General features: G+C 69.3%; 23 protein-coding genes. 13 read left to right on the top strand and 10 right to left on the bottom strand.

The window, feature by feature from the left end; translation table 11 throughout:
- The first annotated feature begins 15 nt into the window (after positions 1-15).
- From ACFWMR_RS18480 to ACFWMR_RS18455, 6 genes are all read left to right on the top strand, one after another.
- Positions 16-1,035, top strand: a complete 1,020-nt coding sequence (locus tag ACFWMR_RS18480; RefSeq protein ID WP_378379214.1) for a 2-aminoethylphosphonate ABC transporter substrate-binding protein — start codon at positions 16-18, stop codon at positions 1,033-1,035.
- Complete coding sequence (locus tag ACFWMR_RS18475; RefSeq protein WP_378379213.1) at positions 1,032-2,093, top strand: ABC transporter ATP-binding protein; 1,062 nt, start codon at positions 1,032-1,034, stop codon at positions 2,091-2,093. The genes ACFWMR_RS18480 and ACFWMR_RS18475 overlap by 4 nt, the downstream gene beginning before the upstream one ends.
- A complete protein-coding gene (locus ACFWMR_RS18470; protein WP_378379212.1) occupies positions 2,090-2,944 on the top strand; it encodes a 2-aminoethylphosphonate ABC transporter permease subunit in 855 nt (284 codons plus the stop codon). The genes ACFWMR_RS18475 and ACFWMR_RS18470 overlap by 4 nt, the downstream gene beginning before the upstream one ends.
- A complete protein-coding gene (locus ACFWMR_RS18465; protein ID WP_093932614.1) occupies positions 2,922-3,719 on the top strand; it encodes an ABC transporter permease in 798 nt (265 codons plus the stop codon). Before ACFWMR_RS18470 ends, ACFWMR_RS18465 begins: the two co-directional genes overlap by 23 nt.
- Before the next feature lie 36 nt (positions 3,720-3,755).
- Positions 3,756-4,232, top strand: a complete 477-nt coding sequence (locus ACFWMR_RS18460; RefSeq protein ID WP_378278030.1) for a hypothetical protein — start codon at positions 3,756-3,758, stop codon at positions 4,230-4,232.
- 163 nt (positions 4,233-4,395) lie between these two features.
- The gene (locus ACFWMR_RS18455; RefSeq protein WP_093932697.1) at positions 4,396-4,788 is read left to right on the top strand and encodes a hypothetical protein; all 393 of its coding nucleotides are present in this window, start codon (positions 4,396-4,398) and stop codon (positions 4,786-4,788) included.
- Positions 4,789-4,853: 65 nt separating this feature from the next.
- Here the strand turns inward: ACFWMR_RS18455 and ACFWMR_RS18450 are convergent, their stop codons facing one another.
- The 4 genes from ACFWMR_RS18450 to ACFWMR_RS18435 form a co-directional block, all read right to left on the bottom strand.
- Positions 4,854-6,512, bottom strand: a complete 1,659-nt coding sequence (locus ACFWMR_RS18450) for a fumarate hydratase (protein WP_005164456.1) — start codon at positions 6,510-6,512, stop codon at positions 4,854-4,856.
- A gap of 652 nt (positions 6,513-7,164) precedes the next feature.
- Complete coding sequence (locus ACFWMR_RS18445; RefSeq protein ID WP_093932612.1) at positions 7,165-8,196, bottom strand: sigma-70 family RNA polymerase sigma factor; 1,032 nt, start codon at positions 8,194-8,196, stop codon at positions 7,165-7,167.
- A gap of 247 nt (positions 8,197-8,443) precedes the next feature.
- Positions 8,444-8,869 carry a D-aminoacyl-tRNA deacylase gene (gene dtd, locus ACFWMR_RS18440; protein WP_378379209.1) on the bottom strand — a complete coding sequence of 142 codons (426 nt, stop codon included), beginning with the start codon at positions 8,867-8,869 and terminating at the stop codon, positions 8,444-8,446.
- Entirely contained in the window at positions 8,869-10,365 is a 1,497-nt protein-coding gene (locus ACFWMR_RS18435) for a DUF7782 domain-containing protein (protein WP_378379208.1), read from the bottom strand. Before ACFWMR_RS18435 ends, dtd begins: the two co-directional genes overlap by 1 nt.
- Positions 10,366-10,392: 27 nt before the next feature.
- Here ACFWMR_RS18435 and ACFWMR_RS18430 point away from each other — a divergent pair, with 27 nt between their 5' ends.
- Together ACFWMR_RS18430 and ACFWMR_RS18425 are read left to right on the top strand one after the other, a co-directional pair.
- On the top strand, positions 10,393-11,658 hold the full coding sequence (locus tag ACFWMR_RS18430; RefSeq protein WP_093932609.1) for an amidohydrolase: 1,266 nt from the start codon (positions 10,393-10,395) through the stop codon (positions 11,656-11,658).
- A gap of 17 nt (positions 11,659-11,675) precedes the next feature.
- Positions 11,676-12,029, top strand: coding sequence for a DUF3099 domain-containing protein (locus tag ACFWMR_RS18425; protein WP_093932608.1), 354 nt, complete (start codon positions 11,676-11,678; stop codon positions 12,027-12,029).
- 85 nt (positions 12,030-12,114) lie between these two features.
- Here the strand turns inward: ACFWMR_RS18425 and ACFWMR_RS18420 are convergent, their stop codons facing one another.
- The 4 genes from ACFWMR_RS18420 to ACFWMR_RS18405 are packed head-to-tail and all read right to left on the bottom strand — an operon-like array spanning position 12,115 to position 15,366.
- Positions 12,115-12,990, bottom strand: coding sequence for a carbohydrate kinase family protein (locus tag ACFWMR_RS18420; protein ID WP_378379207.1), 876 nt, complete (start codon positions 12,988-12,990; stop codon positions 12,115-12,117).
- On the bottom strand, positions 12,987-13,904 hold the full coding sequence (locus ACFWMR_RS18415) for a pseudouridine-5'-phosphate glycosidase (protein ID WP_378379206.1): 918 nt from the start codon (positions 13,902-13,904) through the stop codon (positions 12,987-12,989). Before ACFWMR_RS18415 ends, ACFWMR_RS18420 begins: the two co-directional genes overlap by 4 nt.
- Positions 13,905-13,913: 9 nt before the next feature.
- Positions 13,914-14,558, bottom strand: a complete 645-nt coding sequence (locus ACFWMR_RS18410; RefSeq protein ID WP_378379205.1) for an HD domain-containing protein — start codon at positions 14,556-14,558, stop codon at positions 13,914-13,916.
- Position 14,559: 1 nt separating this feature from the next.
- Entirely contained in the window at positions 14,560-15,366 is an 807-nt protein-coding gene (locus ACFWMR_RS18405) for a sporulation protein (protein ID WP_378379204.1), read from the bottom strand.
- Between the two features lie 58 nt (positions 15,367-15,424).
- On the opposite strand from ACFWMR_RS18405, the gene ACFWMR_RS18400 reads away from it, so the two are divergent.
- Both ACFWMR_RS18400 and ACFWMR_RS18395 read left to right on the top strand, forming a co-directional pair.
- Complete coding sequence (locus ACFWMR_RS18400; protein ID WP_005164469.1) at positions 15,425-15,667, top strand: DUF3039 domain-containing protein; 243 nt, start codon at positions 15,425-15,427, stop codon at positions 15,665-15,667.
- A gap of 123 nt (positions 15,668-15,790) precedes the next feature.
- Positions 15,791-16,627 (top strand): hypothetical protein, encoded by an 837-nt coding sequence (locus ACFWMR_RS18395; protein ID WP_378379203.1) that lies wholly within the window; start codon positions 15,791-15,793, stop codon positions 16,625-16,627.
- A 337-nt stretch (positions 16,628-16,964) separates the two neighbouring features.
- Here the strand turns inward: ACFWMR_RS18395 and ACFWMR_RS18390 are convergent, their stop codons facing one another.
- A complete protein-coding gene (locus tag ACFWMR_RS18390; protein WP_378379202.1) occupies positions 16,965-20,105 on the bottom strand; it encodes an efflux RND transporter permease subunit in 3,141 nt (1,046 codons plus the stop codon).
- A gap of 133 nt (positions 20,106-20,238) precedes the next feature.
- The gene (locus tag ACFWMR_RS18385; protein WP_378379201.1) at positions 20,239-21,363 is read right to left on the bottom strand and encodes a YihY/virulence factor BrkB family protein; all 1,125 of its coding nucleotides are present in this window, start codon (positions 21,361-21,363) and stop codon (positions 20,239-20,241) included.
- A 265-nt stretch (positions 21,364-21,628) separates the two neighbouring features.
- Here ACFWMR_RS18385 and ACFWMR_RS18380 point away from each other — a divergent pair, with 265 nt between their 5' ends.
- The 3 genes from ACFWMR_RS18380 (at position 21,629) to ACFWMR_RS18370 (ending at position 25,931) form a co-directional block, all read left to right on the top strand.
- Positions 21,629-23,383, top strand: coding sequence for a DEAD/DEAH box helicase (locus tag ACFWMR_RS18380; protein WP_378379200.1), 1,755 nt, complete (start codon positions 21,629-21,631; stop codon positions 23,381-23,383).
- A gap of 557 nt (positions 23,384-23,940) precedes the next feature.
- The gene (locus tag ACFWMR_RS18375; protein ID WP_093932599.1) at positions 23,941-25,077 is read left to right on the top strand and encodes a sugar ABC transporter substrate-binding protein; all 1,137 of its coding nucleotides are present in this window, start codon (positions 23,941-23,943) and stop codon (positions 25,075-25,077) included.
- A gap of 80 nt (positions 25,078-25,157) precedes the next feature.
- Positions 25,158-25,931, top strand: coding sequence for an ATP-binding cassette domain-containing protein (locus tag ACFWMR_RS18370; protein WP_020637409.1), 774 nt, complete (start codon positions 25,158-25,160; stop codon positions 25,929-25,931).
- The last annotated feature ends 21 nt before the right edge of the window (positions 25,932-25,952 follow it).

The raw sequence follows: 25,952 nt of genomic DNA, 5'->3' as shown, positions 1-25,952 counted from the left end.
AGGAGCTTTGACGACATGAAGAAAATCGCGGCCGCGGCCCTCACCGGGCTGCTCACGATCACCCTGGCCGCCTGTGGCGGCACCGCCGGCGGCGCGTCCGGCGACCAGACCGTCACGATGTACACAGTGGACGGCCTGGAGGACTGGTACGCCCAGCGCGTCGAGGAGTTCAAGGCCAAGACCGGCATCACCGTCCAGGCGGTGACCGCCGGATCGGGCGAGGTCGCCTCGCGGGTGGAGAAGGAGAAGGCCAACACCCAGGCCGACATCCTCGTCACGCTCCCGCCGTTCATCCAGCGCGCCGCGTCCCAGGGCCTGCTCGCCGCCACGGCACCGGCCGGGATCGACCAGGTCCCCGCCGGGCAGAAGGACGCCCAGGGCCGCTACTTCGCCGTCATGAACAACTACCTCAGCTTCATCCGCAACCCGCAGGCCTCGCCCAAGACCTGGGACGACCTGCTCGCGCCGGCGCTCAAGGGCAAGCTCCAGTACTCCACCCCCGGCGAGGCGGGCGACGGCACCGCGGTCCTGCTCCAGCTCCAGCACGTCCTCGGTGACCAGGGCGCGCTCGACTATCTCGCCAAACTCGAAGCCAACAACGTCGGCCCGTCGTCCTCCACCGGCAAGCTCCAGCCGAAGGTCGCCAAGGCCGAGATCCTGGTGGCCAACGGCGACGTCCAGATGAACCTCGCCGAGATCGAGAAGAGCGGCGGTTTCGAGCTCTTCTTCCCGGCCGACGCGCAGGGCAAGCGGTCCACGTTCGCGCTCCCGTACTACGCCGGTCTCGTGAACAACGCGCCGCACGCGGAGAACGCCAAGAAGTTCCTGGACTTCCTGCTCTCGCCCGAGGTGCAGGGCAAGGCCGTCGACGCCTTCGGTGCTCCGTCGCGGACCGACGTCACGCCGTCCGGCCCGAAGGCGGACAAGGTCAAGGCCGCCCTCGACGGCGTCGAGATCTGGCAGCCGGACTGGGACGCCGTCCTCGCGAAGCTCGACGCCGACCTCGCCGCGTACAAGAAGGCCGTGGGCCGATGACCCCGGCGGTCGAGTTCCGCGGGGTGTCCGTCCGCTTCGGGCAGACGACCGCGCTCTCGCCACTGGACCTCACCGTGGCCAGAGGGGAGACCCTCGCCATGCTCGGCCCGTCCGGCTCCGGCAAGTCGACGGCCCTGAAGGCCCTCGCGGGGTTCATCGTGCCGAGCACCGGCCGGGTCCTGCTCGACGGCGAGGACGTCACCGGCCTCCCACCGCACCGGCGCGGCCTCGGCGTGGTCGTCCAGAGCTACGCGCTGTTCCCGCACATGCGGGTCGAGGCCAACGTCGCTTTCGGCCTCAAAGCAAGGAAAACCCCGCGGACCGAGACCGCGAGCCGGGTCGCCGAGGCGCTGGAACTGGTCGGGATGGGCGAGTACGCCCGCCGCTACCCGCGTGAGCTTTCGGGCGGGCAGCAACAGCGGGTCGCGCTCGCGCGGGCCTTGGCCATCAGGCCGAGGGTGCTGCTGCTGGACGAGCCACTGTCCGCTTTGGACGCCGCCCTGCGCGAGGACATGGTCGCGGAACTGCTGCGGCTGCGGGCGGAACTGCCCGACACCACACTGATCTACGTCACCCACGATCAGGGCGAGGCGCTGGCGCTCGCCGATCGGATCGCCGTCATGCGCGACTCGAAGCTGGTCGAACTCGGGCCGAGCCGCGAGCTCTACCAGCGCCCGTCGACGGAGTTCACCGCGAGCTTCCTCGGCGCGTCCAACCTCATCCCGGTGGAACTGATCCAGCCCGACGGCACCCGGGTCCGGCTCGGCGACCGCGAACTGGCGGCCGACCCGTCCGGGACGTTCCGGACCGGGCAGTCCGTCGCGCTCGGCGTACGGCCGCACCGGGTCGGGATCACCGCGGTGGACACGCCGGGCGCGCTGCCCGCCGTGCTGCGCGGTGTCCAGTGGCGGGGCACGGGCTTCCGGCTCGACCTCGAACTCGCGCACGACGGGGGCGAGGTCCGGGCCGAGGTGCCGGACGTCGAAGGGCTTCCGAACGTGGGGGAGCGGGTCGGAGTGTCCATTCCGGACGGTTGCCCGCTGGTGGGTGTCGGATGACCGGCCTCGCCCTGGCCGCCACGGCGGCACCGGCGCGGCGGCGGGAGAAACAGCCCGGCCGCGGCTGGCTCCTGCTGCCGCCGGTGCTCGTCCTGCTCGGCTTCTTCGGCTACCCGCTGGTGCTGGTCGCCCTCCAGTCCCTGGAATCGAAGACCGGCGAATTCGGGTTGTCGGTGTGGCTCGACGTCCTGGGCTCGGCGGAGTTCCGGGACGCCGCCTGGAAGACCGTCGCGCTCGCGCTCGGCGCCACCGCGGGCTGCGTCGTGCTCGGGACCTTCCTCGCGCTGGTGATCGCGTTCGTGCCGTTCCCCGGCGCGCGGACGCTTTCGCGGCTGGTGGACACCGTGCTCGCGTTCCCGTCGTTTCTCATCGCGCTCGCGTTCACCTTCATCTACGGCAGCGCGGGCATCCTGGGCGCGGGCGGGTTCCTGTACTCGCCGTTCGGGATCCTGCTGGCGGAGATCACCTTCTACACGCCGTTCGTGATGCGGCCGGCGCTCGCCGCGTTCGGACAGGTCTCGTCGGCGCAGATGGAGGTCGCGGCCAGCCTCGGCGCGAAACCCGGCCGGGTGCTGCGCCAGGTGATCCTGCCGGAGGCCTTGCCGTCGCTGGCTTCCGGCGCCTGCCTGACCATGCTGCTGGCGATGAACGAGTTCGGCATCGTGCTCTTCCTCGGCGCCAAGGACGTCACGACGCTGCCGATGCTCGTGTATGGCAAGGGAATCGTCACCTTCGACTTCCCGCAGGCGTGCGTGATCGCGGTGGTCAACGTCGTGTTCTCCCTCGCCCTGTACGGAACCTACCGGCGACTGACGAAGGGAGGCCGCCGTGCTGCTGTGGACCAGGCGTAGCCGTTTCCTGCTGTGGGCGGTGTTCGCGGTGCTGTTCACCGCGATCGTGCTGGCGCCGCTGCTGATGATCGTGCTGGCTTCGGTCGCCGGGAGCTGGACGGGATTGCTGCCGGGCGCGCTCACCGGCTCGCATTTCGCGCAGGCGTTCTCCGGCGAGACCTTCGCGAGTCTTTCAGTGAGCATCCAGACGGGGGTCATCGCGTCGGCGGTCTCCGTGCTGCTGGGGACCTGGGCCGCGCTCGCGTCGCAGTCCGCCGGTGGCCGGGTCCGGAAGGTCGTCGACACCCTGTTCCACCTGCCGATCGCGGTTCCGTCGGTGGTGCTGGGGCTGGCGCTGCTGGTCGCGTTCAGCCGTCCGCCGCTGGCCTTCAACGGCACCCGCTGGATCGTGCTGCTCGGGCACGTGATGATCCTGCTGCCGTTCTCCTACAGCACCGTCTCCGCCGCGATCGCGCGGATGGACCCGCTGCTGGCGCAGGCCGCGGCGAGCCTCGGCGCGGGGCCGGTCCGGGTGCTGCTGCGGGTGCGGCTGCCGGTGCTGCTGCCGTCGATCTCGGCGTCGGCGAGTCTCGCGCTGGCGATGTCGATGGGCGAACTGGGCGCGACGATGATGCTGTACCCGCCGGACTGGCGGACGTTGCCCGCGAGCATCTTCGCGCTCACGGACCGGGGACAGGTGTTCCTGGCGTCGGCGAGCACGGTGCTGCTGCTGGCCGTCACGCTCGCCGGGGTGGTGATCCTCGGACTGGCTCGCGGTCGCGCGGCCCAGCGTTGATGCAACCCGATGCGGTCATGGTTCCGTCTTGCCGCCATGAAGAACGCAGCGAAGACGCTGGGCGCGGGGCTCGTGCTCGCCGCGACGGCCGCCTGCGGCGCGGGCGGCCCGGGAGCACCGGCGAACACGAGCACCCCACCGGTCGTCACCACACCCTCGGATCTGCCCACCTCGCTCCCGGCGAGCCCGCCGGTCGCGAAACCACCGATGTCCAGGCCGACCGTCGGCCCGCCGCCCATGGACAAGATGCTGCCGCCAGGCCAGGTCGACGCCAAGGTGCCCGCGCAGGTCAGCGCGGAGAACGGCGGCGTGAACGTGCACCTCGAACTGAGCGGTTGCGACGAGGCGACGGCGAACCTCGCCGACCAGAACGCGCAGCGGGTCGTGGTCAAGGTGAAGATCGACCACGGCAAGCCGGGGCAGATGTGCCCGCAGGTCATCCGCTACGCCGTCCTGCCGGTGAAACTCGCCGAGCCGCTCGGTGCGCGGACCGTCGTCGTGGAAGCGGGTTGAGATCATGTGCAACCCCACGGCGGCTTCGTTCCGTCCCAGTCGCATGAGGTACTTAACGAATGCCATCGGCCTTGGCCTGATCGTCGTTGCGGTATCCGCCTGCGGGGCGCAGAACCAGGCGGCGGAACCCGCGGCCGGACCCGGGAGCGGCACCCTGAGTACCGTGCCGCCGTCCCCGACCGTGCCGCCGTCCTCGACGCCCCCGCCGGTCAGCCAGCCCGGGATGCCGGGCGCGCCGCGGCAGGAGGTCCCGGAAGGCAGCACCAAGCTGCCGGACAAGCAGCTCGACGCGGCGGCGTTGCCCGCGGACTACCCGCGTGAGGTGTACACCAGCAACGGCGGGACGATCCTGAACATCCGCGGCCAGGAAGGCGGCTGCGGGCACGCGACGGCGGAGGCCGCGCAGCAGGACGGGAACCGGGTCACCGTCAACCTGACCGAACTGAAGGGCCAGACGGGCCAGATGTGCACCATGGACATCCGGCACCCGGTGATCTCGGTGGCGCTTTCGGCGCCGCTGGGGGAGCGGACCGTCGTGCTGAAGCAGATGCGGTAACGCGCCGACCGCGCGCTATGAAAGGTCCTTTCCTTGCAAAATTTGCAAGGAAAGGACCTTTCATCTCAGCGGAAGCTGATCTGCAGCACCGGTTCCGAAGTGGCCTCGAAGAAGTCGTTGCCCTTGTCGTCGATGACGATGAACGCGGGGAAGTCCTCGACCTCGATCTTCCAGACCGCTTCCATCCCCAGTTCGGCGTACTCGAGGACGTCGACCTTCTTGATGCAGTCCTGCGCGAGCCGCGCGGCCGGGCCGCCGATCGAGCCGAGATAGAACCCGCCGTGCTCGTTGCACGCGGCGGTCACCTTCTTGGACCGGTTGCCCTTCGCCAGCATCACCAGAGAGCCGCCCGCGGCCTGGAACTGCTCGACGTAGGAGTCCATGCGGCCCGCGGTGGTCGGCCCGAAGGAGCCCGACGCGTAGCCCTCGGGCGTCTTCGCCGGGCCCGCGTAGTACACGGGGTGGTCGCGAAGGTACTGCGGCATCTCTTCACCCGCGTCGAGCCGCTCGGCGATCTTCGCGTGCGCGATGTCGCGGGCGACGACGAGCGGGCCGGTCAGCGACAGGCGCGTCTTCACCGGCAGCTGCGAGAGCTGTGCGCGGATCTCGGCCATCGGGCGGTTCAGGTCGACGGTCACCACCTCGTCGGACAGGTCGTCCTCGGTGACGTCCGGCAGGAACTGGGCCGGGTCGCGCTCCAGCTGCTCCAGGAACACGCCGTCGGCGGTGATCTTCGCCTTGGCCTGACGGTCGGCCGAGCACGAGACGGCCACGCCGACCGGGCAGGACGCGCCGTGGCGCGGCAGGCGGATCACGCGGACGTCGTGGCAGAAGTACTTGCCGCCGAACTGCGCGCCGATGCCGAACTGGCGCGTCATCTCCAGCACCTGCTGTTCGAGGTCGACGTCGCGGAAACCGTGGCCCAGCTCGGAACCCTCGGTGGGGAGGTCGTCGAGATAGCGGGCCGAAGCCAGCTTCGCGACCTTCAGGTTGAACTCCGCCGACGTGCCGCCGACGACGATCGCCAGGTGATACGGCGGGCAGGCGGCGGTGCCGAGGCTGCGCAGTTTCTCGTCGAGGAACTTCGCGAGCCGCTTCGGGTTCAGGACCGCTTTCGTTTCCTGATAGAGGAACGTCTTGTTCGCGCTGCCGCCGCCCTTGGCCATGAACAGGAATTCGTAGCTCGGGTCGCCTTGACCGTCTTTGTGATAAAGCTCGATCTGGGCGGGGAGGTTGGTACCGGTATTGCGCTCATCCCAGAAATTCACCGGCGCCATCTGCGAATAGCGCAGATTCAACTCCTGATAGGCGTCGAAAATGCCCCGGGACAGCGCACGCTCGTCGTCGGCGCCGGTGAGCACGCCTTCGCCGCGTTTGCCGATCACGATCGCGGTGCCGGTGTCCTGGCACATCGGGAGCACGCCGCCGGCGGAGATCGCCGCGTTGCGCAGCAGGTCCATCGCGACGAACCGGTCGTTGCCACTGGCCTCGGGATCGTCGACGATCGCGCGCAGCTGAGCCAGGTGTGACGAGCGCAACAGGTGCTGGATGTCGGTGATCGCGGTCTTGGCGAGCTTGGTCAGCGCCTCGGGCTCGACCTTGAGGAATTTCCGGCCCGCGGCCTCGACGACCTCGACACCTTCGGTGCCGAGAAGCCGGTATTCGGTGCGGGTGTCCTTGGCGAGCGGAAGGACTTCGGTGTGCTGGAACGTGGTGGGCGCCACTGCGCGGGCTCCTTTGCCGGCATCGGGAACCCGCCCACGGTACCCAAGCCCGGGCGTCGGGCCGGACAGGCCACGGCTGAAGTAACCGGGGCCACTGCCGGTGGGCGCCGACGCGAGTGGTTCGTGAGTGGCGATTCGGGTTAGAGCGGACCGGTATTTACCTACCTACGCCTGACTTGCGCGAGAGTCGTGCCGGTCTCGTGCTGTGGCAGACGACGTGACGGGGGAAGATTCCGGACGTTCAACGGCCGGAATCTTCCCCCGTCGACCACACCGCCGTCCGGCGCAAGCTCCACTCGGCACCGAGACGAGGCCGAGCGTGGAGGATCCGGGACGTTCAACGTCCCAAATCCTCCACACTCGCCATCTGCACCGTGGGTAGGTAAATACGAGTCCGCCAGAACCCGAATCGCCACTCACGACCACCTGTGCCGACTGCAATTCCCGCGCTGCAATTTGTCGCAGCGCCGTACAAATAGTTCGGGAGGCCGGGCCCACCCCGACGGACCCGACCTCCCGGGGAAAGCGATCCGGGCGCGAACACCCGACCGCGAAGACTTTCGACCTGCTCGACGGTCTCGTGACGCAGGTCATAAGTCAACGCTGCCGAACGGGTGTCGCTTTTTCCGAGCCCCGAAGGGCTCAACAGGGTTTACGAAGCGTAGGCGCGCAGGCGGTCTGCCCGCTCACCCTGACGAAGCTTCGACATGACCTCTCGCTCGATCTGCCGAACGCGCTCACGGGACAGCCCGAAGTGCTTGCCGATCTGATCGAGCGTGCGGGGCTGGCCGTCGTCGAGGCCGTAGCGCAGGCGGATCACCTGGGACTCCCGGTCGTCCAGCGTCGCGAGCACGCGGCGCAGGTCGTCCTGGAGCAGACCGGAGATCACGGCGCTCTCGGCGTCGGTCGCCTCGGAGTCCTCGATGAAGTCGCCGAGCGGGGCGTCCTCCTCGGTGCCGACCGGCATGTCGAGGCTCACCGGGTCACGCGAGTGGTCGAGCAGGTCGGAGATCTTATGCGCCGGGATGCCCGATTCGGCGGCCAGCTCCTCGTGGGTCGCGTCACGCCCGAGCTGCTGGTGCAGATCGCGCTTGATGCGGGCCAGCTTGTTCACCTGTTCCACCAGGTGGACCGGCAGCCGGATGGTGCGTCCCTGGTCGGCCATCCCCCTGGTGATGGCCTGGCGGATCCACCAGGTGGCGTAGGTCGAGAACTTGAACCCCTTGGAGTAGTCGAACTTCTCCACCGCGCGGATCAGACCCAGGTTCCCCTCCTGGATCAGGTCGAGCAGCGGCATCCCCCGGCCGGTGTAACGCTTCGCGAGCGAGACCACGAGGCGGAGGTTGGCCTCCAGCAGGTGGTTCTTCGCGACGTGGCCGTCACGCACGAGAGCGCGCATCTCCGAGCGGCGCTTGGGCGTGAGGCCTTCGGCCGTGTCCAGCATGTGCTGGGCGAACACTCCGGCTTCGATGCGCTTGGCCAGCTCGACCTCGTCGGCGGCGGACAGCAGCGCCGTCTTGCCGATTCCGTTGAGGTACACGCGAACGAGGTCCGCGGCCGGGCTCTGGGCGTCGAGGTCGGCGTCGGTGAGCGCCCCCGTGCTCACCGGCTCCTGGGTGGATTGCGCCGGGATACGGCGCTCGCGAATCCCGCGCGCTTCGCGTTCGAGAGTCTGGACTGACATTCTGCCTCCCCGGTCACGGGCTGAACGTGCTGCGGTGTGTCCGCCGGATCCGCCTCGGTGTAGCAAGCCCTGTGGAAAACCCGCTACTCCTCGTCGGCCCAGCTTGGCTGGACACTTGGCTCAACGCCGGGAGGTCCGAAAACGTTCCCGGCCGCTACAGGAGAGACGGGTGGCTGACCTGGGACGTTGCTCGACCAACCCTGAGCTTTTCCTGAGAATGACCGTGCGCGGGAGAAACCGAGATGGTCTAGACCTCTAGGAGGAGCGTGAACGGACCGTCGTTCACGCTCCGCACCGCCATCATCGCGCCGAAGCGGCCGGTCTCGACCCGCGCGCCACGTTCGCGCAGGGCGTCGACGACGGCCGTCACGAGTGGTTCGGCGGCTTCGGGGCGGGCGGCCGCCGTCCACGACGGACGGCGGCCTTTGCGGGTGTCCCCGTAGAGGGTGAACTGGCTTACGACGAGCAGGGGAGCGCCGATGGTGGCGCAGGATTCCTCGTCGCGAAGTATGCGAGCTTCGTGCAGTTTGCGTGCCATGGTGGCCACCTTCGACATCTCGTCGTCGACGTGGATTCCCAGCAGTACCAGCAAACCCGGCTCGTCGATGGCGCCCGTCACCTCGTCGCCGACGGTCACGCTCGCTTCCGTGACCCTCGCCACCACCGCCCGCATCAGGCGGCGGGGAGGAGCATGCCGTGCCGGACCAGCTCTCGCACGACCGGCAGCGCGGCCTCGGCCAGCTCCTGCGGTTCCAGGCCCTGAGCGGCCGCCAGGAGCACGATCAGGTCCTCCAGCGGCAGCGCGCCCTGGCAGCCCGCGAGCAGCCTCGTGGCGAGCTCGTCGACCTCGTGCGACCACCCGGGCCCGTCGGTGCGGTGCAGGCGCTGGACGGTCGTGGCCCAGCCCTCCTCGCCCGGTTCGGCGACGCTCTCCAGAAGAACGCTTTCCGGCACCCGGAAACGGACATCGAGGAGGGAATCGCCGTTGGCGCGCAGCCATTCCACGCGATCCAGCCAGTTCGCCGCCTCGGCGCCCAGCGGGTCGTCGTAGGCCTGGCGCAGGTCCTCGCACACGATCGTCGGGGTCGCGCCGCCCGCCCGGCGAAGGGTGACGAAGCCGAAACCGATGCCCTGGACGTCGTTTTCGGCGAACCAGTCGAGCCAGGCGCCGGATTTGGCACGGCCTTCGGGGGAGCGGGGGTCGATGCCCGCGTCGCGCAGCCACGTGCCGACGTACAGGCCCGGATCCGCGATGTCCCGCTGGACGAACCACGCGTCGGTCTCGGCGGGCAGCCAGCGGGTCACCCGATCGCCCCAGTCCTCGCCCTCGACGTGCAGCCAGGACGCCAGGAGCTGGCCGGTGCCGCCGTCGTTGAGGAACCCGGGCAGCTGCCGCACCACGAGCGCGCTGGCGTCGTCACCGGCGAGACCGGAGTCGCGGTAGGTGTAGTCGACCCGCGGCGGGCCGACCACGAACGGCGGATTGCAGACGATCTGGTCGAACCGGCGCCGCGCGACCGGTGCGAACCACTCGCCCCGCACGAGTTCGACGTCCAGCTCGTTGAGCCGGAAGGTGGCCGCGGCCAGTGCCAGCGCGCGGGCCGAGACGTCGGTCGCGGTGACCTTCTTCGCGTGCCGGGTGGCGTGCAGCGCCTGGACGCCGTTGCCGGTGCCGACGTCGAGCAGGCTGCCGACCTCGCGGCGGCTGGTGGCCCGGATCAGGCTCAGCGACGCGTGCCCGACGCCGAGCACGTGGTCTTCGGGCACCGTCTTGCCCAGGATGTCGGCGTCGAGGTCGGCGACGACCCACCACGAGCCTTCGTCGTCGCCGTGCGGGCGGACGTCGAGACCGGCCCGGTAGCCGTCGGCGTTGGGCACGAGCAGCGTGGCGGCGACCGCGTCATCGAGGGACAGTGGCGCGAAAGCGGCCTCGACGTCCTTCTCCGCTTCGGTCGAACCCAGCAGGAAGAGCCGGATCAGGGTGCCGAGGTCGCCGGAGTCGCGGGTCGCGCGATAGGCGAGTTCGGGTTCGCCGCGCCCGAGGGCGGCGTGCGCCGGTCCGAGGGCGTCGACCACGCCGTCGGCGTCGTAACCCGTCCGGCGGAAGGCGTCCCGCAGCCTCGCGCAGACGTCGTCGGACAGGTCGGGGAGGGCCGCTGATGTGCTCACGTTCGGTAATACTGCCAGGATGAAGTGGTGAGCCTCGAACGTGTCCTGGCACCGCTGCAGGCGGCGCTGCCCGGATTGGAAGACCTGTACACCGACCTCCACCGGCACCCGGAGCTGTCGTTCGCCGAAACCCGGACCGCCGCCGAACTGGCCCGGCGCCTGGAGGCCGACGGTTACGAGGTGCACACCGGCATCGGGCGCACCGGCGTCCTGGGCGTGCTGCGCAACGGGCCCGGCCCGAAGGTGATGCTGCGCGCCGACATCGACGCGCTGCCGGTCGAGGAGAAGACCGGACTGCCCTACGCGAGTACCGCGCGCGGGGTCGACGCCGACGGCCGCGACGTCCCGGTGATGCACGCCTGCGGCCACGACATGCACGCCACCTGGCTGTCTGGCGCCGCCTCGCTGCTCGCGTCGGGACGCGAGCACTGGTCGGGCACGCTGATGGTCGTGTTCCAGCCGGGTGAGGAGGCGGGGGACGGTGCTGTCGGGATGGTCCGGGACGGGGTCTTCGGTCCCGCCGGCAAACCCGACGTCGTCCTCGGCCAGCACGTCGTCCCCGGTCCGGCGGGATGGGTGCTGACCAGGCCGGGCGTGATCATGGCGGCCACCGACGCGCTGCGCATCACGCTGCACGGCCGGGGCGGGCACGGTTCGCGCCCCGAGACCACGGTGGATCCCGCCGTGCTCGCCGCGTCGGTGGTGCTCAAGCTGCAGACCATCGTCTCGCGGGAGATCTCGGCGACCGAATCAGCGGTGGTGACCGTCGGTTCGCTGCACGTCGGTACCGCGCACAACATCATCGCCGACCACGCCGTGCTCGAGGTCAACATCCGGTCGTTCGACCAGGCGGTGCGGGAGAAGGTCGTCGCGGCCGTCGAACGGATCGTCCACGGCGAGGCCGCCACCGCGGGCGCCCCGAAACCGCCGGACATCGAGCGGATCGGCGCGTTCCCGGTGACCGAGAACGACGAGAAGGCCACCGAAGGCCTCGCGGCCGCTTTCGCCGACCACTTCGGCGAAGGCCGCGTGATGCCCGCGCCGCTGGTCACCGGCAGCGAAGACTTCAGCGAGTTCGGCCGGGCGGCCGGGGTGCCGTCGGTGTTCTGGCTGGTCGGCGGGCTGGACGCGGAGAAGGTCATCGCGGCGATGACCGCCGGGCGGTTCGAACAGGACATTCCTTCGAACCACTCGCCGCTCTTCGCGCCCATCCCGCATCCGACGCTCTCGGCGGGCGTCGAAACGCTCGTGGTCGCGGCCCTGCACCGGTTCACCCACCCAGGTGTCGGATGAGCCCGGGGAGTGGGAGCATGGATGCCGGAGGTGGTGCTGTGAACGCGCCCGCCCACGGTCCCGAACCGAGGGAACCCGCTCCGGTGCTGATCACCGAAGCCGCCCCGTCCTACGAAGACCAGCTCGCCAAACGGAAGCGGAAGTACATCATCATGATGTCGTTCCGCATCCCTTGCCTCATCCTGGCCGGGATCTTCTACGAGACCTGGTGGCTCGCGCTGGCGCTGATCGCGATCTCGATCCCGCTGCCCTGGATCGCCGTCCTGGTCGCCAACGACCGGCCGCCGCGCAAGAGCGAGTCGGTCAACCGGTACGAGGCGGAACCGACCCGTATCGAAGGCACCACGCACCGCGTCATCGACGGCGGCTGACCCGTTTCGCGCGCGCAGTCACGTGCTATGAAAGGTCCTTTCCTTGCAAAATTTGCAAGGAAAGGACCTTTCATAGCGTTTTTCGCTACGGCTGCGGGCCGACCTTCGCGACCGCACGCGCACCCAGCCGCGTACCGGCCCGAAGCACCTCCACGGTGGACTCGCCGCGCAACCACGCCGCCAGCACACCGGCGTCGAAGGCGTCTCCCGCGCCGGTGGAGTCCACGCACTCCGCGGGCTGCGCGGGCACCGAGGTGATGGTGCCGCTCGCGTCCACCCAGCTGGCGCCGTCGAGACCGGCGGTGACCACGACCTCGCCCACGTAGTCCAGCAGTTCCTTCGCCGCTTCGGGATCGCTCGACCCGGTCAGCGCGACCAGTTCGCTCGTGTTCGGCATCAGCAGGTCGACGCCGCGCACGTCGTCGAGGAAGCCCGCCGGATCGGTGATCAGCGTCGCCGCCTGCGGGTCGACCGACGTCGTCAGCCCGGCCTTCTTCGCCGCCGCCAGCGAGGCGAGCGCCGCGGGACGCGACGACGGATACAGCAGGACGTAGCCCGAGAGGTGCAGGTGGCTCGCCCCGGCCAGCGCCGCCTCGGTGACGTCCTCGGGGCTGAACTTGGCGTTCGCGGCCCGGTCGGCGAGCATGCTCCGCTCGCCCGCGCCGTCGACGAGCACCACGACACAGAACGTCGGTTCTTCGGGGTCCACGGCGAACTCGCAGCGGACGCCGGCCGCTTCCAGCTCGGTCTTCACCATGCGGCCGCCGGAATCGTCGCCGATCCGCGCGACCAGCGTGGTCTCCACTTCCTCGGAGCGCAGCCAGAGCGCGGTGTTCGCGCCCGCGCCGCCGCTGGTGAAGTGGACCTTCGCGCGGATGTCGCCGCCGTGCGGGATGGGGCCCTCGTGCCGCGCGACCACGTCGAGGCCGACGTCGCCGACGACGACGATGCCGCCGCTCACGCCGCGCTCCCCACGAGTGCGACGGCGACCGAGGTGGCCAGTTCGGCGTTGGACAGCACCAGTGCCTCGTTCGCGTCGAGGCTCACGCCGCCGCTCGCGGTGTGGAAATGCTCCAGCAGCACCGGCGTGACGTCCTTGCCGTGCACCCCTTGGGCCTTCAGCAGTTCCAGCCCTTCGGCGAGCAGCCGGTCGTGCAGCTCTTTGTCCATTTCGGACGCTTCGGGGATCGGATTCGCCAGCAGGACACCGGAATCCGCGTGCGCGCGGTGCGCGGCGATGACGGCGGCGGCCTGCGCGGCGTCGTCGACCCGCCACGGCACCTCGAAGCCGGACGAGCGGAGGTAGAACGCGGGGAACTCGCCGGTGCGGTAACCCAGCACCGGTACCGAGTTGGTCTCCAGCAGCTCCAGCGTCGCGGCGATGTCGAGCACCGATTTCACCCCGGAGCAGACGACCGTGGTCGGCACCTTCGCGAGCACGCCCAGATCCGCCGAGACGTCCCAGCTCTGGGCCGCGCCCTGGTGCACGCCGCCCAGCCCACCGGTGGCGAACATGCCGATCCCGGCCGCGGCGGCCAGTGCCGCGGTGCTCGCGACCGTCGTCGCCCCGGAGCGGCCGAGGCCGACGGCCGGGCCGATGTCGCGCAGGGACAGCTTGTCCAGCTCGGCGCCGGGCGCGCAGACGCGTTCCAGCTGCTCGCCGGTGAGGCCGATCAGGGGGACGCCGTCGAGTACGGCGATGGTCGCGGGAACGGCGCCGCCGTCGCGCACGACCTTCTCCAGCCGCCGGGCGACGTCGAGGTTGCGGCCGGGCGGGAGACCGTGGGAGAGGATGGTGCTCTCCAGCGCGACGACGGGATCACCGGCGGCGAGGGCGGAGGCGACCTCTTCGTGAAGGGACAGTTGCGGAGTCACGAACGAACATCATCGGTGATCCGGCTCCGCGTCACGCCATCGGGTCAGTTCGTTCGCCAGGTTCTCGCGCGCCTTGCTCTCCCAGCGTGCCCGCGCGATGTCGCTGCGGTACAGCCGCGGCCGGGCCAGCAGGTTCTCCAGCACGCTCGCGCGGCCCGCGCGCCAGTCCTCGTCCGAGTAGATCGAGTACTCCTCCCGGACACCGTTCGCGTACTCCTCGTAGCTCTCCGGTGAGGAACCGAGGATCGCGAGGTCGGCGTCGAGCAGCGCGGTGGCGAGGAGGTCGTCGTCCGGGGCGGTGTGGTGGATCGTGCTGAGGACCAGGTCCTCCGCGCGGGTGACTTCGGCCGCCGGCACCCGCGCGTTGGTGAGCTCGTCGCGGGTCCAGGCCGCGCTCGCCTGCTCGTCCTCTCCGGGACGGGCGTCGTAGACGACGTCGTGCGTCCAGGCGGCGACGGCGACGAGGGCCCGCTCGCGCGCGCCCAGGCCGAAGGCGACGGCGAGGGCTCCGCTGTCGCGGGCGACGGCCGTGACGTGCCGCAGATCGTGATAGCGGCGATGCGGCTCGGCGTAGCGGGTCTGGAGGTCGTCCCACGCGACGGCGGCGATCTGGTGATCGCCCCCGAGCCGGGTGATCGCGGTCGGCCAGTCCATCTCAGTCGAAGATTCCGCGTGATTTGGCCACCTCGTGCAGCCAGCCTTCGAGCTGTGGCTCCCACTTGACCCGGTCCAGCGCGGCGTGGTCGACCTTGAACAGGCCGAGGAACTCCTGCCCGCGCCCGCCGAATCCGCCGCTCTTGGACACGCGGACCCGTTTGGTCACCTCCAGCACGACCTGCGTCTCCGAAGGCGAGGACAAGAACGTCACCGCCACGGAGGTGAAAGCGGGCGCGAACCGCGGCGAGGGGGTGAAGCGGATCTCCTGGAAGAACGGGAGCTGCTGCGTCGCGCCGTTGATCCGGCCGCGTTCCAGCAGGGCCTCACGGAAGACGAAGCCGATCCGGCTGAAGGCGTCCAGAATCCGTTTCTGCGCGGGCAGCGGCTCGATCGCGGCGGCGTCGACGTCGACCGGGTCGGTGACGGAGTTCGCGATGTCGAGGCTGGTCTGGAGGCCGATGGCCATGCCGTTCAGCGGTTTGCCGAAGACGCTGGAGATCGGCGTCTCCCAGGGCAGGGCGACCTCGAACGGGATCCGGACCTGCTGACCCGGCCCGATCCGCTCGCTGCCCGCCAGCTGCTGGGTGCCGAATTCGAGGTCCTCGACACCGGGACGGCGCTCGTCCGGGAGGGTGACCCTGGCGAGCAGCTTCACCGAAAGGCCGTTGATCTCTTGATCGACTTCGCCGCCGAGCAGCAGGACCTCGCCGCGCAGGGGTCTGCCGGGGGACACCGTGCGGTCGAGCAGCCGGGCGTCGATCTTCGCCCCGCCCGAACCGAATGTCGCGAGCACCTTCTGGAACATGGGCGAGATCCTGCCAGGTCGCCGGTGTGCGCAGGAGGATTTGGGGCATTATGGAGGGGTGAGTACACAGACCCTTCCGAAGCCGGATACCCGTCCCGAGGGCACCGACGGCACCGATGACGACGCGCCGAAGATGTTCCACTACGTGCGCAAGAACAAGATCGCCGAGAGCGCGGTCATGGGCACGCACGTGGTGGCGCTGTGCGGCGAGGTCTTCCCGGTGACGAAGTCGGCGAAGCCCGGTTCGCCGGTCTGCCCGGACTGCAAGAAGATCTACGACGGTCTCAAGCCGGGCGACTGACACCTGGCCGTCCGGTGTCCGAAACCGGACAAAATCTGAAAATCCTTCACATGGTGGCTGCCCGTCCCGGTATTCGCTGGTAATCAGTACCCGCCAGCGAAACCCCGCCGGGACGGAGCCTTCATGCGTAGAACCGGGATCGTGCTCGCCATCGCCGCGTTGGTCGCGGTGTTCTCACCCGCCGCCGCCCAAGCCGTGACAGGCTGGACCACGGTCGGTTCGGACAACGCCCGCCCGCTCGACGAGGGCCAGGGCCTGGCCACCATCGAGCGGCCTTCCAGGACGATCTACCGCTACACCGGGATCACGACCGTTCCCGTGGATTTGTCGTCGCAGGGCTGGGGCCACGTCGGCGACCCGGGCTCCGCGCAGGGCTGGTACGTGGAGCCCTACCAGCGCGACGACCGGGGCGAGAAGCTCTTCCGCGTCGAGTCCCCCGACGGGAAATGGGCGAACTACAAGCACGCGCTGGAGTCGTGGGAAGCGAACAACAACTCGTTCGCCGCCGTGACGCCCGACGCGCGCTGGATGGTGGCGGGCGAGTGGGGCACGATGGACCGGCTCCTCGTGCACCCGATGCCCGGCGTCGCGCACACGAACCCGTCGGCGAACCTGCCGTACGCGTCCGCGATCCGGCTCGACAAGCCGGTGCGGGACATCCAGGGCTGCGACTTCGTCAACGCGACGCGCCTGCTGTGCTCGTCCGACGATCCCGAAGGTTCGCTGTTCGGGACGACCAAACCGCTGTTGCAGGTGGATCTCTCCGGTGCGCTGTCCGGTTCGGACGTGACCGGGAGGGTGATCTCGCTGGGGCAGCTGCCGCTGAAGAGCACCTGCAGCGGGAACTTCGAGACCGAGGGCATCGACGTCGCCGCCGACGGGACCCTGCGGGTGGTCGTGCTGTCGCCTTCGTGGTGCGTGGCCTTCGACAGCAAGACCTGGCGGTTCCGTAAGTCCTGAGACCCGTGCCCGAAGCCGTGACTCGCGTGCTTGAACCCGGAACTCGCGTGATCAGAGCCGTGACTCGCGTGCTTGAACCCGGAACTCGCGTGATCAGAGCCGTGACTCGCGTGCTTGGAGCCGGAACTCGCCCAAGCGCGTGAGTCACGGCCTCAAGCACGTGAGTTACGGGCTCAAGCACGCGAGTTACGGGCTCAAGCACGTGAGTTACGGCTCCAAGCACGCGACCTGCGCCGCCCTTCGGAGCTCGCGCAAGTAGTCGACTAACTGCGAAGCGGCGAAAGGCACGCCGAGCCCCCACCAGGCCCGGCGTGCCTCTCTTCCCCTGCCCCCAGGTCTACGCGGTCGGCTCCGGCGTCAGGGTCTCGGAGGCCGGCGCCTCCGAAGGCGACCGCCGGGCTTCCTTCTTCGCGCGGCGCTTCTCTTTCCGCGTTTCGACCATCGTGTACAGCGTCGGCACCAGGATCAGCGTGAGCAGGGTCGAGCTGACCAGCCCGCCGATCACCACGATCGCCAGCGGCTGCCCGATGAACCCGCCCTGGCCGGTCAGGCCGAGCGCCATCGGGACCAGCGCGAAGATGGTCGCGGCCGCGGTCATCAAGATCGGCCGCAACCGCCGCCGTCCACCTTCGACGACGGCGTCGGCGACGCTCATCCCCGAAGCCCGGTACTGGTTGATCAGGTCGATCAGCACGATCGCGTTGGTCACCACGATGCCGACGAGCATCAGCATCCCGATCAGCGCGGGCAGGCCCAGCGCGGTCCCGGTGGCCAGCAGCAGCCCGATCGCGCCGGTCGCCGCGAACGGGATCGACACCAGCAGGATCAGCGGCTGGATCAGGCTGCGGAACGTCGCCACCATGATCAGGTACACGATCGCGACAGCGGCCAGCAGCGCGAGGAACAGGTTCCCGAAGGCCTCCTGCTGATCCTCGCTGACCCCGCCGAGCTTGTACGCCGCGCCGCCGGTGAAGGTCAGGCCGTCCAATTTGGACTGGATGGCCTTCGTGGTGGCGGCCAGGTCCGCGCCGGTGTTCTTGGCGGTGACCGTGGTGCTCAGCTCGCCCGAGGTGCGGTGCACCGCGGCCGGGCCGTCCACAGTGGACACGTCCGCGACGGAGTCCAGCCGGACGACGCCGGTCGCGCTCGGGATCGGCAGCGCCTTGACCGCGTCGACCGACACCGGAGCCGAACCCGCCCGCAGCACGATGTCCGTGCGCTGACCGTCCACCGGCAGCTGGGTCACCGTGCGGCCGGCGATCGCCTGGTTCGCGATCTGGCCGATCGTGGTCGCCGAAAGCCCGCTCGCGGCGGCCTTGGCGGCGTCGACCTCGACCTGCACCCGCGGCGCGCCCTGCGCGAGGTCACTGGTCACCTCGGTCAGGTCCGGCACCCCGGACAGGGCCTGGCGGATCTGCTCGGCGGCCGGCTTCAGCGCGGCCTCGTTCGGCGCGGTGACGGTGATCGAGACCTGGTCCGAGTTGAACCCGCCCGCTTCCGCGCCGATCTTGACCTCGCCGAGTTCCGGCTTGTCCAGCATGCCCCGCAGGCGGTCCGAAAGCGCGTCGAGGTCGGTGTCCTTGGCGACGGTGACCTGGATGCTGGTCGCCGTCCCGCCACCGCCGAAGAAGTTCCCGCCGCCGATGCTGACCTGGTAGGTCTCGACGGCCGGTTCGGCGGCGAGCGCCTGCTCCACCGCGCCGGCGGCCTTCTCCTTGGCCTCGGGGCTGGTGCCGGGCGGCAGCTTCTGCGAAAGGCTCAACGTCGTCGAGCCGGATTGGTCGAGGAAGTTCGTGTTCAGCTGTGACGCCAGTCCGACCGTGCCGCCGAAGATGATCAGCGCGAGCAGGACCACGGTCACCCGGCGCCGGGTGGCGAACCGGATCACCGGCACGTATCCGCGCTGGAGCGGCCCACGACGTTCCTTGTCCTCGGCCGCCTGCCGCGTGAGCTCGGCTTCGTGCTCGTTCGCGGGGGTCTTGGGCGGCTTGAGGAACCAGTACGCCAGCACCGGCACGATCGTCAGCGAGACCAGCAGCGACGCCAGCAGAGCCACGGTGACCGTGATCGCGAACGGTGAGAACAGCTCGCCGACGAACCCGCCCACGAAGGCGATCGGCAGGAAGACCGCGACGGTGGTGAGGGTGGACGAGGTCACGGCCCCCGCCACCTCGCGCACGCCGTCGAGGACCGCGCGCTGCTTCTCCTCGCCGTACGCCAGATGTCGTTTGATGTTCTCCAGCACCACGATCGAGTCGTCGACGACCCGGCCGATGGCGATGGTGAGCGCGCCGAGGGTGAGCAGGTTCAGCGACAGGTCGCCGGTCCACAACGCCAGGAGCGCCACGACCACCGAAAGCGGGATCGACACCGCCGTCACGAGCGTGGAGCGCAGCGACATCAGGAACAGCAGGATCACCACGACCGCGAACGCCAGCCCCAGCAGCCCTTCGGTGGTCAGGCCGCTGATCGCGTCCTTGACCGGGGTGCCCTGGTCGAACACGACGCTCATCTCGGCGCCGATCTTCTTCGACAGCTCGGGCAGCTTGTCCCGCACCGATTCCGAGATCGCGACCGCGTTCCCGTTCTCCACCATGGTGATCGACAGGCCGAGGCTCGGTTTGCCGTTGGTGCGCGTGATCGACGTCGCGGGCGCGAACCCGGCCTGGACGTCCGCGACGTCGCCGAGCTGCACCGGCTTGGGAGCCTGCGCGCCGGGGCGCGATCCCGGGGTGGCCGACGGTGTCAGGTAGAGGTTCTTGATCGTGTCCACTGTGGTCGGTCCGCCGCCGACCTGGACGGTGAGCGTCTTGTCGCCCTCGGTCAGCGTCCCGGCCGGGACGGCGGCGCCGGCGGTCTGCAAGGTGGTGGCGATCGACGACGGGTCGACCCCCGCGGCGGCCAGCTTCGCGTAGTCCAGCGCGATCGTGACCCTCGCCTGCCGCGCGCCGGTCACCTCGACGTCGCGGACGCCGTCGATCTTGCGCAGCTCCGGCGCGACCTCCCCGGTCAGCGCGGGCGCGAGGGTCTGCGGGTCACCGGTGGTCCCGGCGGCGAGCAGGACGACCGGGAGATCGTCGGTGGATCCCGCCGACACCGACGTCTCGCTGTTCTGCGGCAGCCGCGCCTTGAGCCCGTCGACGACGCGCTGGATCTGCCCGACGGCCGCGTCGATGTCCGTGCCGAACTCGAACTGCGCGGTGATCCGCGACAGCCCCTCCGACGACGTCGAGCTCAGCTCTTCGAGCCCCTTGAGGCCCTGGAGACCGCCTTCGAGCGGCTCGGTGACCTGGCGGTCGACCGCGTCCGGCGACGCGCCCGCGTACGGCGTGATGATCTGCGCCTGCGGGAATTGCAGTGACGGGAACAATTGCTGCTTCAGCTGCGGCAGGGCGAAGGCCCCGAAGCCGATCACCACCAGGGCGAGCAGCCCGATGAGACTTCGGTTGCGCAGGCTCAGTCTGGCCAGCGTGGACATGACGGGATCCCCCAGAAAGGCAACTCGGGAACGTGCGATTACCGCGAGCTTTTCATGGCGGGGGGTGGATTGGATTCACACCACGGGTGGAATCGGAGTACGACTTCGGGATGAGGTCGTCGACCGAACGGAGTCAACTTCGCCGTTCGGTCACCTGATCGGTTTCGCTCTGCGTTTCTTCGTTCACCGATTGTTCCGGCGCGTGTTCGCCGTCACTTTCGGGAGAATCGCCGTTCTGGCGGGGACGGCGGAGCGGGACCGTCGTCCGTTCCCACAGTTTGCGACCCTCTTCGGCGCGGATTCGTTCCCCGGCACGTTCCATTTCCAGCCGTCGCCATTTCCGGCGCTGGCGTTTCGTCGCCCTGGCGGGCCAGAGTTCCTGGATCGCGCTGTTGAAGTACGCGCCGCCGACCACCGCGAGCCCGATGAAGAACATCAGCAACAGGAACGCGATCGGCGCGGCGAGCGCGCCGTAGGTGTAGCCGGTCTTGGTGATCCAGTTCAGGTAGATCCGCAGCCCGATGCTGGAGAGCAGGAAGACGACCATGGCGAGCATCGCGCCCGGCAGCCCGCGGTGCCACGGCAGCCGTCGCGGCAGCGAGAGCTTGTAGAGCGTGGTGAGCGCCAGCACGATCATCACGGCCAGCACCGGGTAGTACAGCGTGCCGACCCAGAACGACACCGTGTCGCGCCAGTCGTTCGGGAAGAACTGGGGGAGCAGGTCCGGTCCGATCGCCAGCAGCGGCAGTCCGACCACCAGGATCACCAGCCCGGCCAGGTACAGCAGCAGCGCGAAGATCCGCTGCCAGACGTCGTTGCGGACGCCGTACTGGTCGTGCGCCACGGTGATCGCGTCGACGAACGACGACATCGCCGACGAACCGGCCCACAGGGAGATCAGGAAGCCGACGGAGACGATCTCGCCCTTGCCGACGAACAGGATGCTGTTGACCGTCGGCTCGATGATGTCGTGGACGGCGTTGTCGCTGAAGATCGTCTTGCTGAAGGTGATGATCCGGTCGTGGACCGCGACCACGACCTCCTGGCCGAACCAGTCGCCGACGAAGCCGAGGCAACCGAGCAGGCCCAGCAGCAGCGGCGGCAGTGACAGCGTCTGCCAGAACGCGGCTTCGGCCGCCTCGGAGAAGATGTTGCCTTCCCAGGCCTTGTTGAGCGTGCGGCTGAGCAGGCGCAACGGACCTCTGCGGGCCTTCGCGACCTCGGCGGCCGCTTCGGGACGGCCGTTCTCCTCGCTCATGCAGCTCCTCCGCCGGCGCCGAGCGCCCTTGACGGTGTCCAGCATGGTCCATGCTGCGGCATTCGGCTCGCCACCCCTGGGTTTTCGGGTGAGTAAACCGACAACGGGGGTGGCGCTTCAGGCGTTCCGCGGGCCCGGCAGGTAGGCTCTCCGGAGTGCCCTCACCTCAGGCGCCGGCGTCGCCGCCGGATACCCAAGTGGGGGTTTTCGCTTGTGGCTAGGCGATTGACCAGCGGTTTTACCGTGAGGGAGGTGGGGAACCGGCATGGCGGAAACGGTTGAACGTGGTCGAGGCGAGCTGGGTGCGCCTCCCGCGGCGAAGGACAGCACCGCTCGCCCGCTGCGTGCGTGGCAGCGGCGAGCACTGACGAAGTACCTGACGAAGAAACCGCAGGACTTCCTGGCCGTCGCGACGCCGGGCGCGGGCAAGACGGTGTTCGGTCTCCGGATCGCCGCCGAGCTGCTGAGCGACCGGACCATCGAGAAGATCACCATCGTCGCGCCGACGGAGCACCTGAAGCACCAGTGGGCCGCCTCGGCCGCGGCCGCGGGGATCGCGATCGACTCGAACTTCCGCAACGGCGCCGGTGCCACGTCACGCGACTACCACGGTGTCGCGGTGACCTACGCGCAGGTCGCGGCGCATCCGACGCTGCACCGTGTGCGCACCGAGAACCGCAAGACGCTGGTCATCCTCGACGAGATCCACCACGGCGGTGACGCGAAGTCCTGGGGCGACGCGGTCCGCGAGGCGTTCACGCCCGCCGTCCGCCGTCTCGCGCTGACCGGGACCCCGTTCCGCAGCGACGACTCGCAGATCCCGTTCGTCACCTACGAGCCCGACGGTTCGGGCTTCCAGCGCAGCAAGGCCGACCACTCGTACGGCTACGCCGACGCGCTCGCCGACGGCGTGGTCCGCCCGGTCGTCTTCCTCGCCTACTCCGGTGAGGCCTCCTGGCGCACGAGCGCGGGGGAGGAGTTCACCGCGCGGCTCGGCGAGCCGCTGACCGCCGAGCAGAACGCCCGGGCCTGGCGCACCGCGCTCGACCCGGCGGGCGAGTGGATCCCCTCGGTGCTGCAGGCCGCGGACACGCGTCTCGCGCAGCTCCGCGCCAACGGCATCCCGGACGCCGGCGGCCTGGTGATCGCCACCGACCAGGAGTCCGCGCGCGCCTACGCCAAGATCCTGGAGCGCCTCTCCGGCCAGAACCCGACGGTCGTCCTCTCCGACGACCCGAAGGCGTCCGGGCGGATCAAGGAGTTCTCGGATTCGACCGACCGCTGGCTGGTCGCGGTCCGGATGGTGTCCGAGGGCGTCGACGTCCCCCGTCTGGCCGTCGGCGTCTACGCCACGAGCGCGTCGACCCCGCTGTTCTTCGCGCAGGCCATCGGCCGGTACGTGCGTTCGCGCAAACCCGGCGAGACGGCTTCGGTCTTCCTGCCGAGCGTGCCGGTGCTGCTGGAGCTGGCCAGCGAGCTGGAGGCGCAGCGCGACCACGTCCTCGGCAAGCCGCACCGCGAGAAGGACGGCTGGGAGGACGAACTCCTCGCCCAGGCCAACCGCACCGAGGACGAGCCGGGCGAGGAGGAGAAGGCGTTCACCTCGCTGGGTGCCTCCGCCGAGCTCGACCAGGTCATCTACGACGGCAACTCCTTCGGTACCGCGGTGTTCTCCGGTTCCGACGAGGAGCAGGAGTACCTCGGCCTGCCGGGGCTGCTCGAACCGGACCAGGTCCGCGCCCTGCTGCGGAAGCGGCAGGAGGAGCAGCTCTCCGACGAGAAGCGGCGCAAGCCCAAGGCCGAAGAGGCCGCGCCGGTCGCGCGGCCGCAGTCGGTCAGCGAACGGCTCGGCGCGCTGCGCAAGGAGCTGAACGCGCTGGTGGGCGTGCACCACCACCGGACGAGGAAGCCGCACGGCGCGATCCACAACGAACTGCGCCGGGTCTGCGGCGGACCGCCGACCGCGATGGCTTCGGTGGAACAGCTGGAAGAGCGGATCGTCACCCTGCGTTCCTGGTGACCGCCCCGTACCCGAGAACGTCATGAGGGGTCCCCTTAAGACAAATTTCGTCTTAAGGGGACCCCTCATGACATCCGGCGCGAGAGCACAGGGTCGTGAGTGCCCTGGTGTGCAGTGCGGTGATCGGACGACACGCGTGCTCGGATGGACGACACGCGTGATCAGGCGGACGACTCACCGCGGGAGGCGGCCGGACGCCGTGTCGTCCGTCCAGACACGCGTGTCGTCCATCCGATCACGAGTGTCGTCCGTCCAATCACGCGAAGCCGCCAGTTCGGTCCAGGGGGCATCGGCGATCCCGCCGGTCCTCACACCGCGATCAGCTGCGCCGATCACGCTGAGTGAGTGGTGGCGGTCACACCGTCAGCGGACCTAGACTTCATACGCCTTGCTACGGCCACGTTGCCAAACCGTGTCCATTTGATGAGGCTTAATCGATCCAGCCATCTTCCGCGAAACACGTTCGGCGGCATATGTTGTCGCCCACAACATATGCGCGATGGTGCGACCGGTCCCTCAGGATCGCCGCCCGCGAGCAAGATCCGGAAGGAACGAGGATGCGCAGCAGAACCCTTACCCTCCTCGCCGCGACGGTGGGCGCCGGCCTGGTGCTCTCCGCCTGCGGCGCCAACACCGCCGACTCGGGCAACAGCGGCAACTCCTCGCAGTCCGCGCCCGCCCCGGGTGGTGCCGCCGCCGGCGGCAAGGTCGGCGTCATCCTGCCGGAGACCGCGACCTCCGCGCGCTGGGAGTCCTTCGACAAGCCGTTCCTGACCAAGGCGCTCAAGGACGCGGGCTTCGACGCCGACGTCCAGAACGCCCAGGGCGACGTCCAGAAGTTCACCACGCTGGCCGACGGCATGATCGCGCAGAACGTCAAGGTCCTGATCATCGCCGCCATCAACGGCGAGGTCGGTTCGGCGGTCGCCAAGAAGGCGCAGGCCGCCGGTATCCCGACGATCGACTACGACCGCCTGAACCTCGGCGGCAGCTCCGACTACTACGTCTCGTTCGACAACGAGAAGGTCGGCCAGCTGCAGGGCCAGGGCCTCGCCGACGCGCTGAAGGACAAGAAGGGTGCCGAGGTCGTCATGATCGAGGGTGCCCCGACCGACAACAACGCGACGCTGTTCGCGAACGGCCAGAAGTCCGTCCTGCAGCCGAAGTTCGCCAGCAACGACCTCAAGCTCGTGCGTGAGCAGGCCATCGACAACTGGGACAACCAGAAGGGCGGTCAGACCTTCGAGCAGATCCTGACCGACAACAAGGGCAAGGTCGACGGCGTCGTCGCCGCGAACGACGGTCTCGCCGGCGCGGTCATCACCGTGCTGAAGAAGAACGGCCTCAACGGCAAGGTCCCGGTCACCGGCCAGGACGCCACCGCGGACGGCCTCATGGCGATCCTGCGCGGCGACCAGTACATGACGGTCTTCAAGCCGATCAAGGAAGAGGCCGAGGCCGCGGCGAAGCTCGCCGTCCTGCTGGCCAAGGGCGACAAGGCGGGCGCCGACGCGCTGGCCACCGGCAAGGCGAAGGACCCGAAGGGCAACCGCGAGGTCAAGTCCGTGCTCCTCGAGCCGAAGCTGACCACCAAGGAAGGCGTCAAGGAGGTCGTGACGCAGGGCTACGTCAAGGCGGCCGAGATCTGCGGCGGCGACCTGGCCGCGGCGTGCACGCAGCTCGGTATCTCCTGACCCGTCAAACCCAGACCACCGGGCCGGGGCGCACTCGGACACAGCGCGCCCCGGCCCGGTATCCAGCCGGGAGAACCCCAATGAGTGAACCCATCCTCGAACTGAAGCAGCTGAACAAGAGCTTCGGGCCGGTCCACGTCCTCCACGACGTGGACTTCAACGTGCGCGCCGGCGAGGTCACCGCGCTGGTCGGCGACAACGGTGCCGGCAAGTCCACTTTGGTCAAGTCGATCGCCGGCATCCACGGCTACGACTCGGGCACGGTGACCTTCCAGGGCAAGCCGGTGAACATCCACGGCCCGCGTGACGCCGCGGATCTGGGCATCGAGGTCGTCTACCAGGACCTCGCCCTGGCCGAGAACCTCGACATCGTCCAGAACATGTTCCTCGGCCGGGAACGCGGCAGCAAATGGCTGCTCGACGAGGCCAGCATGGAGAAGGCGGCCCGCGAGACGCTCGCCTCGCTTTCGGTCCGCACCGTGAAGTCCGTCCGTACGCCCGTTTCGGCCCTCTCGGGCGGGCAGCGGCAGACCGTCGCGATCGCCAAATCCGTGCTGTGGGACTCGAAGGTGGTCCTGCTCGACGAGCCGACCGCCGCGCTCGGCGTCGCGCAGACCCGTCAGGTGCTCGACCTCGTCCGCCGCCTCGCGGAACAAGGCCTCGGTGTGGTGCTGATCAGCCACAACATGGCCGACGTCTTCGAGGTCGCCGACCGCATCGCGGTGCTCTACCTCGGCCGTCTCGTCGCCGAGGTGCACACCAAGGACGTCACCCACGGCCAGGTCGTGGAACTGATCACCGCCGGCCGCTCCGGCGACCTCGGCCTTGCCCGCCCCGAAGCCGCCGTCCTCTAGTACGAGGCGAGAAAGAACCGG

Origin of the sequence: Amycolatopsis thailandensis (genome assembly GCF_042723255.1) — a bacterium.
Classification (GTDB): domain Bacteria; phylum Actinomycetota; class Actinomycetes; order Mycobacteriales; family Pseudonocardiaceae; genus Amycolatopsis; species Amycolatopsis thailandensis.
This window is presented reverse-complemented; position numbering and strand designations above follow the sequence as displayed.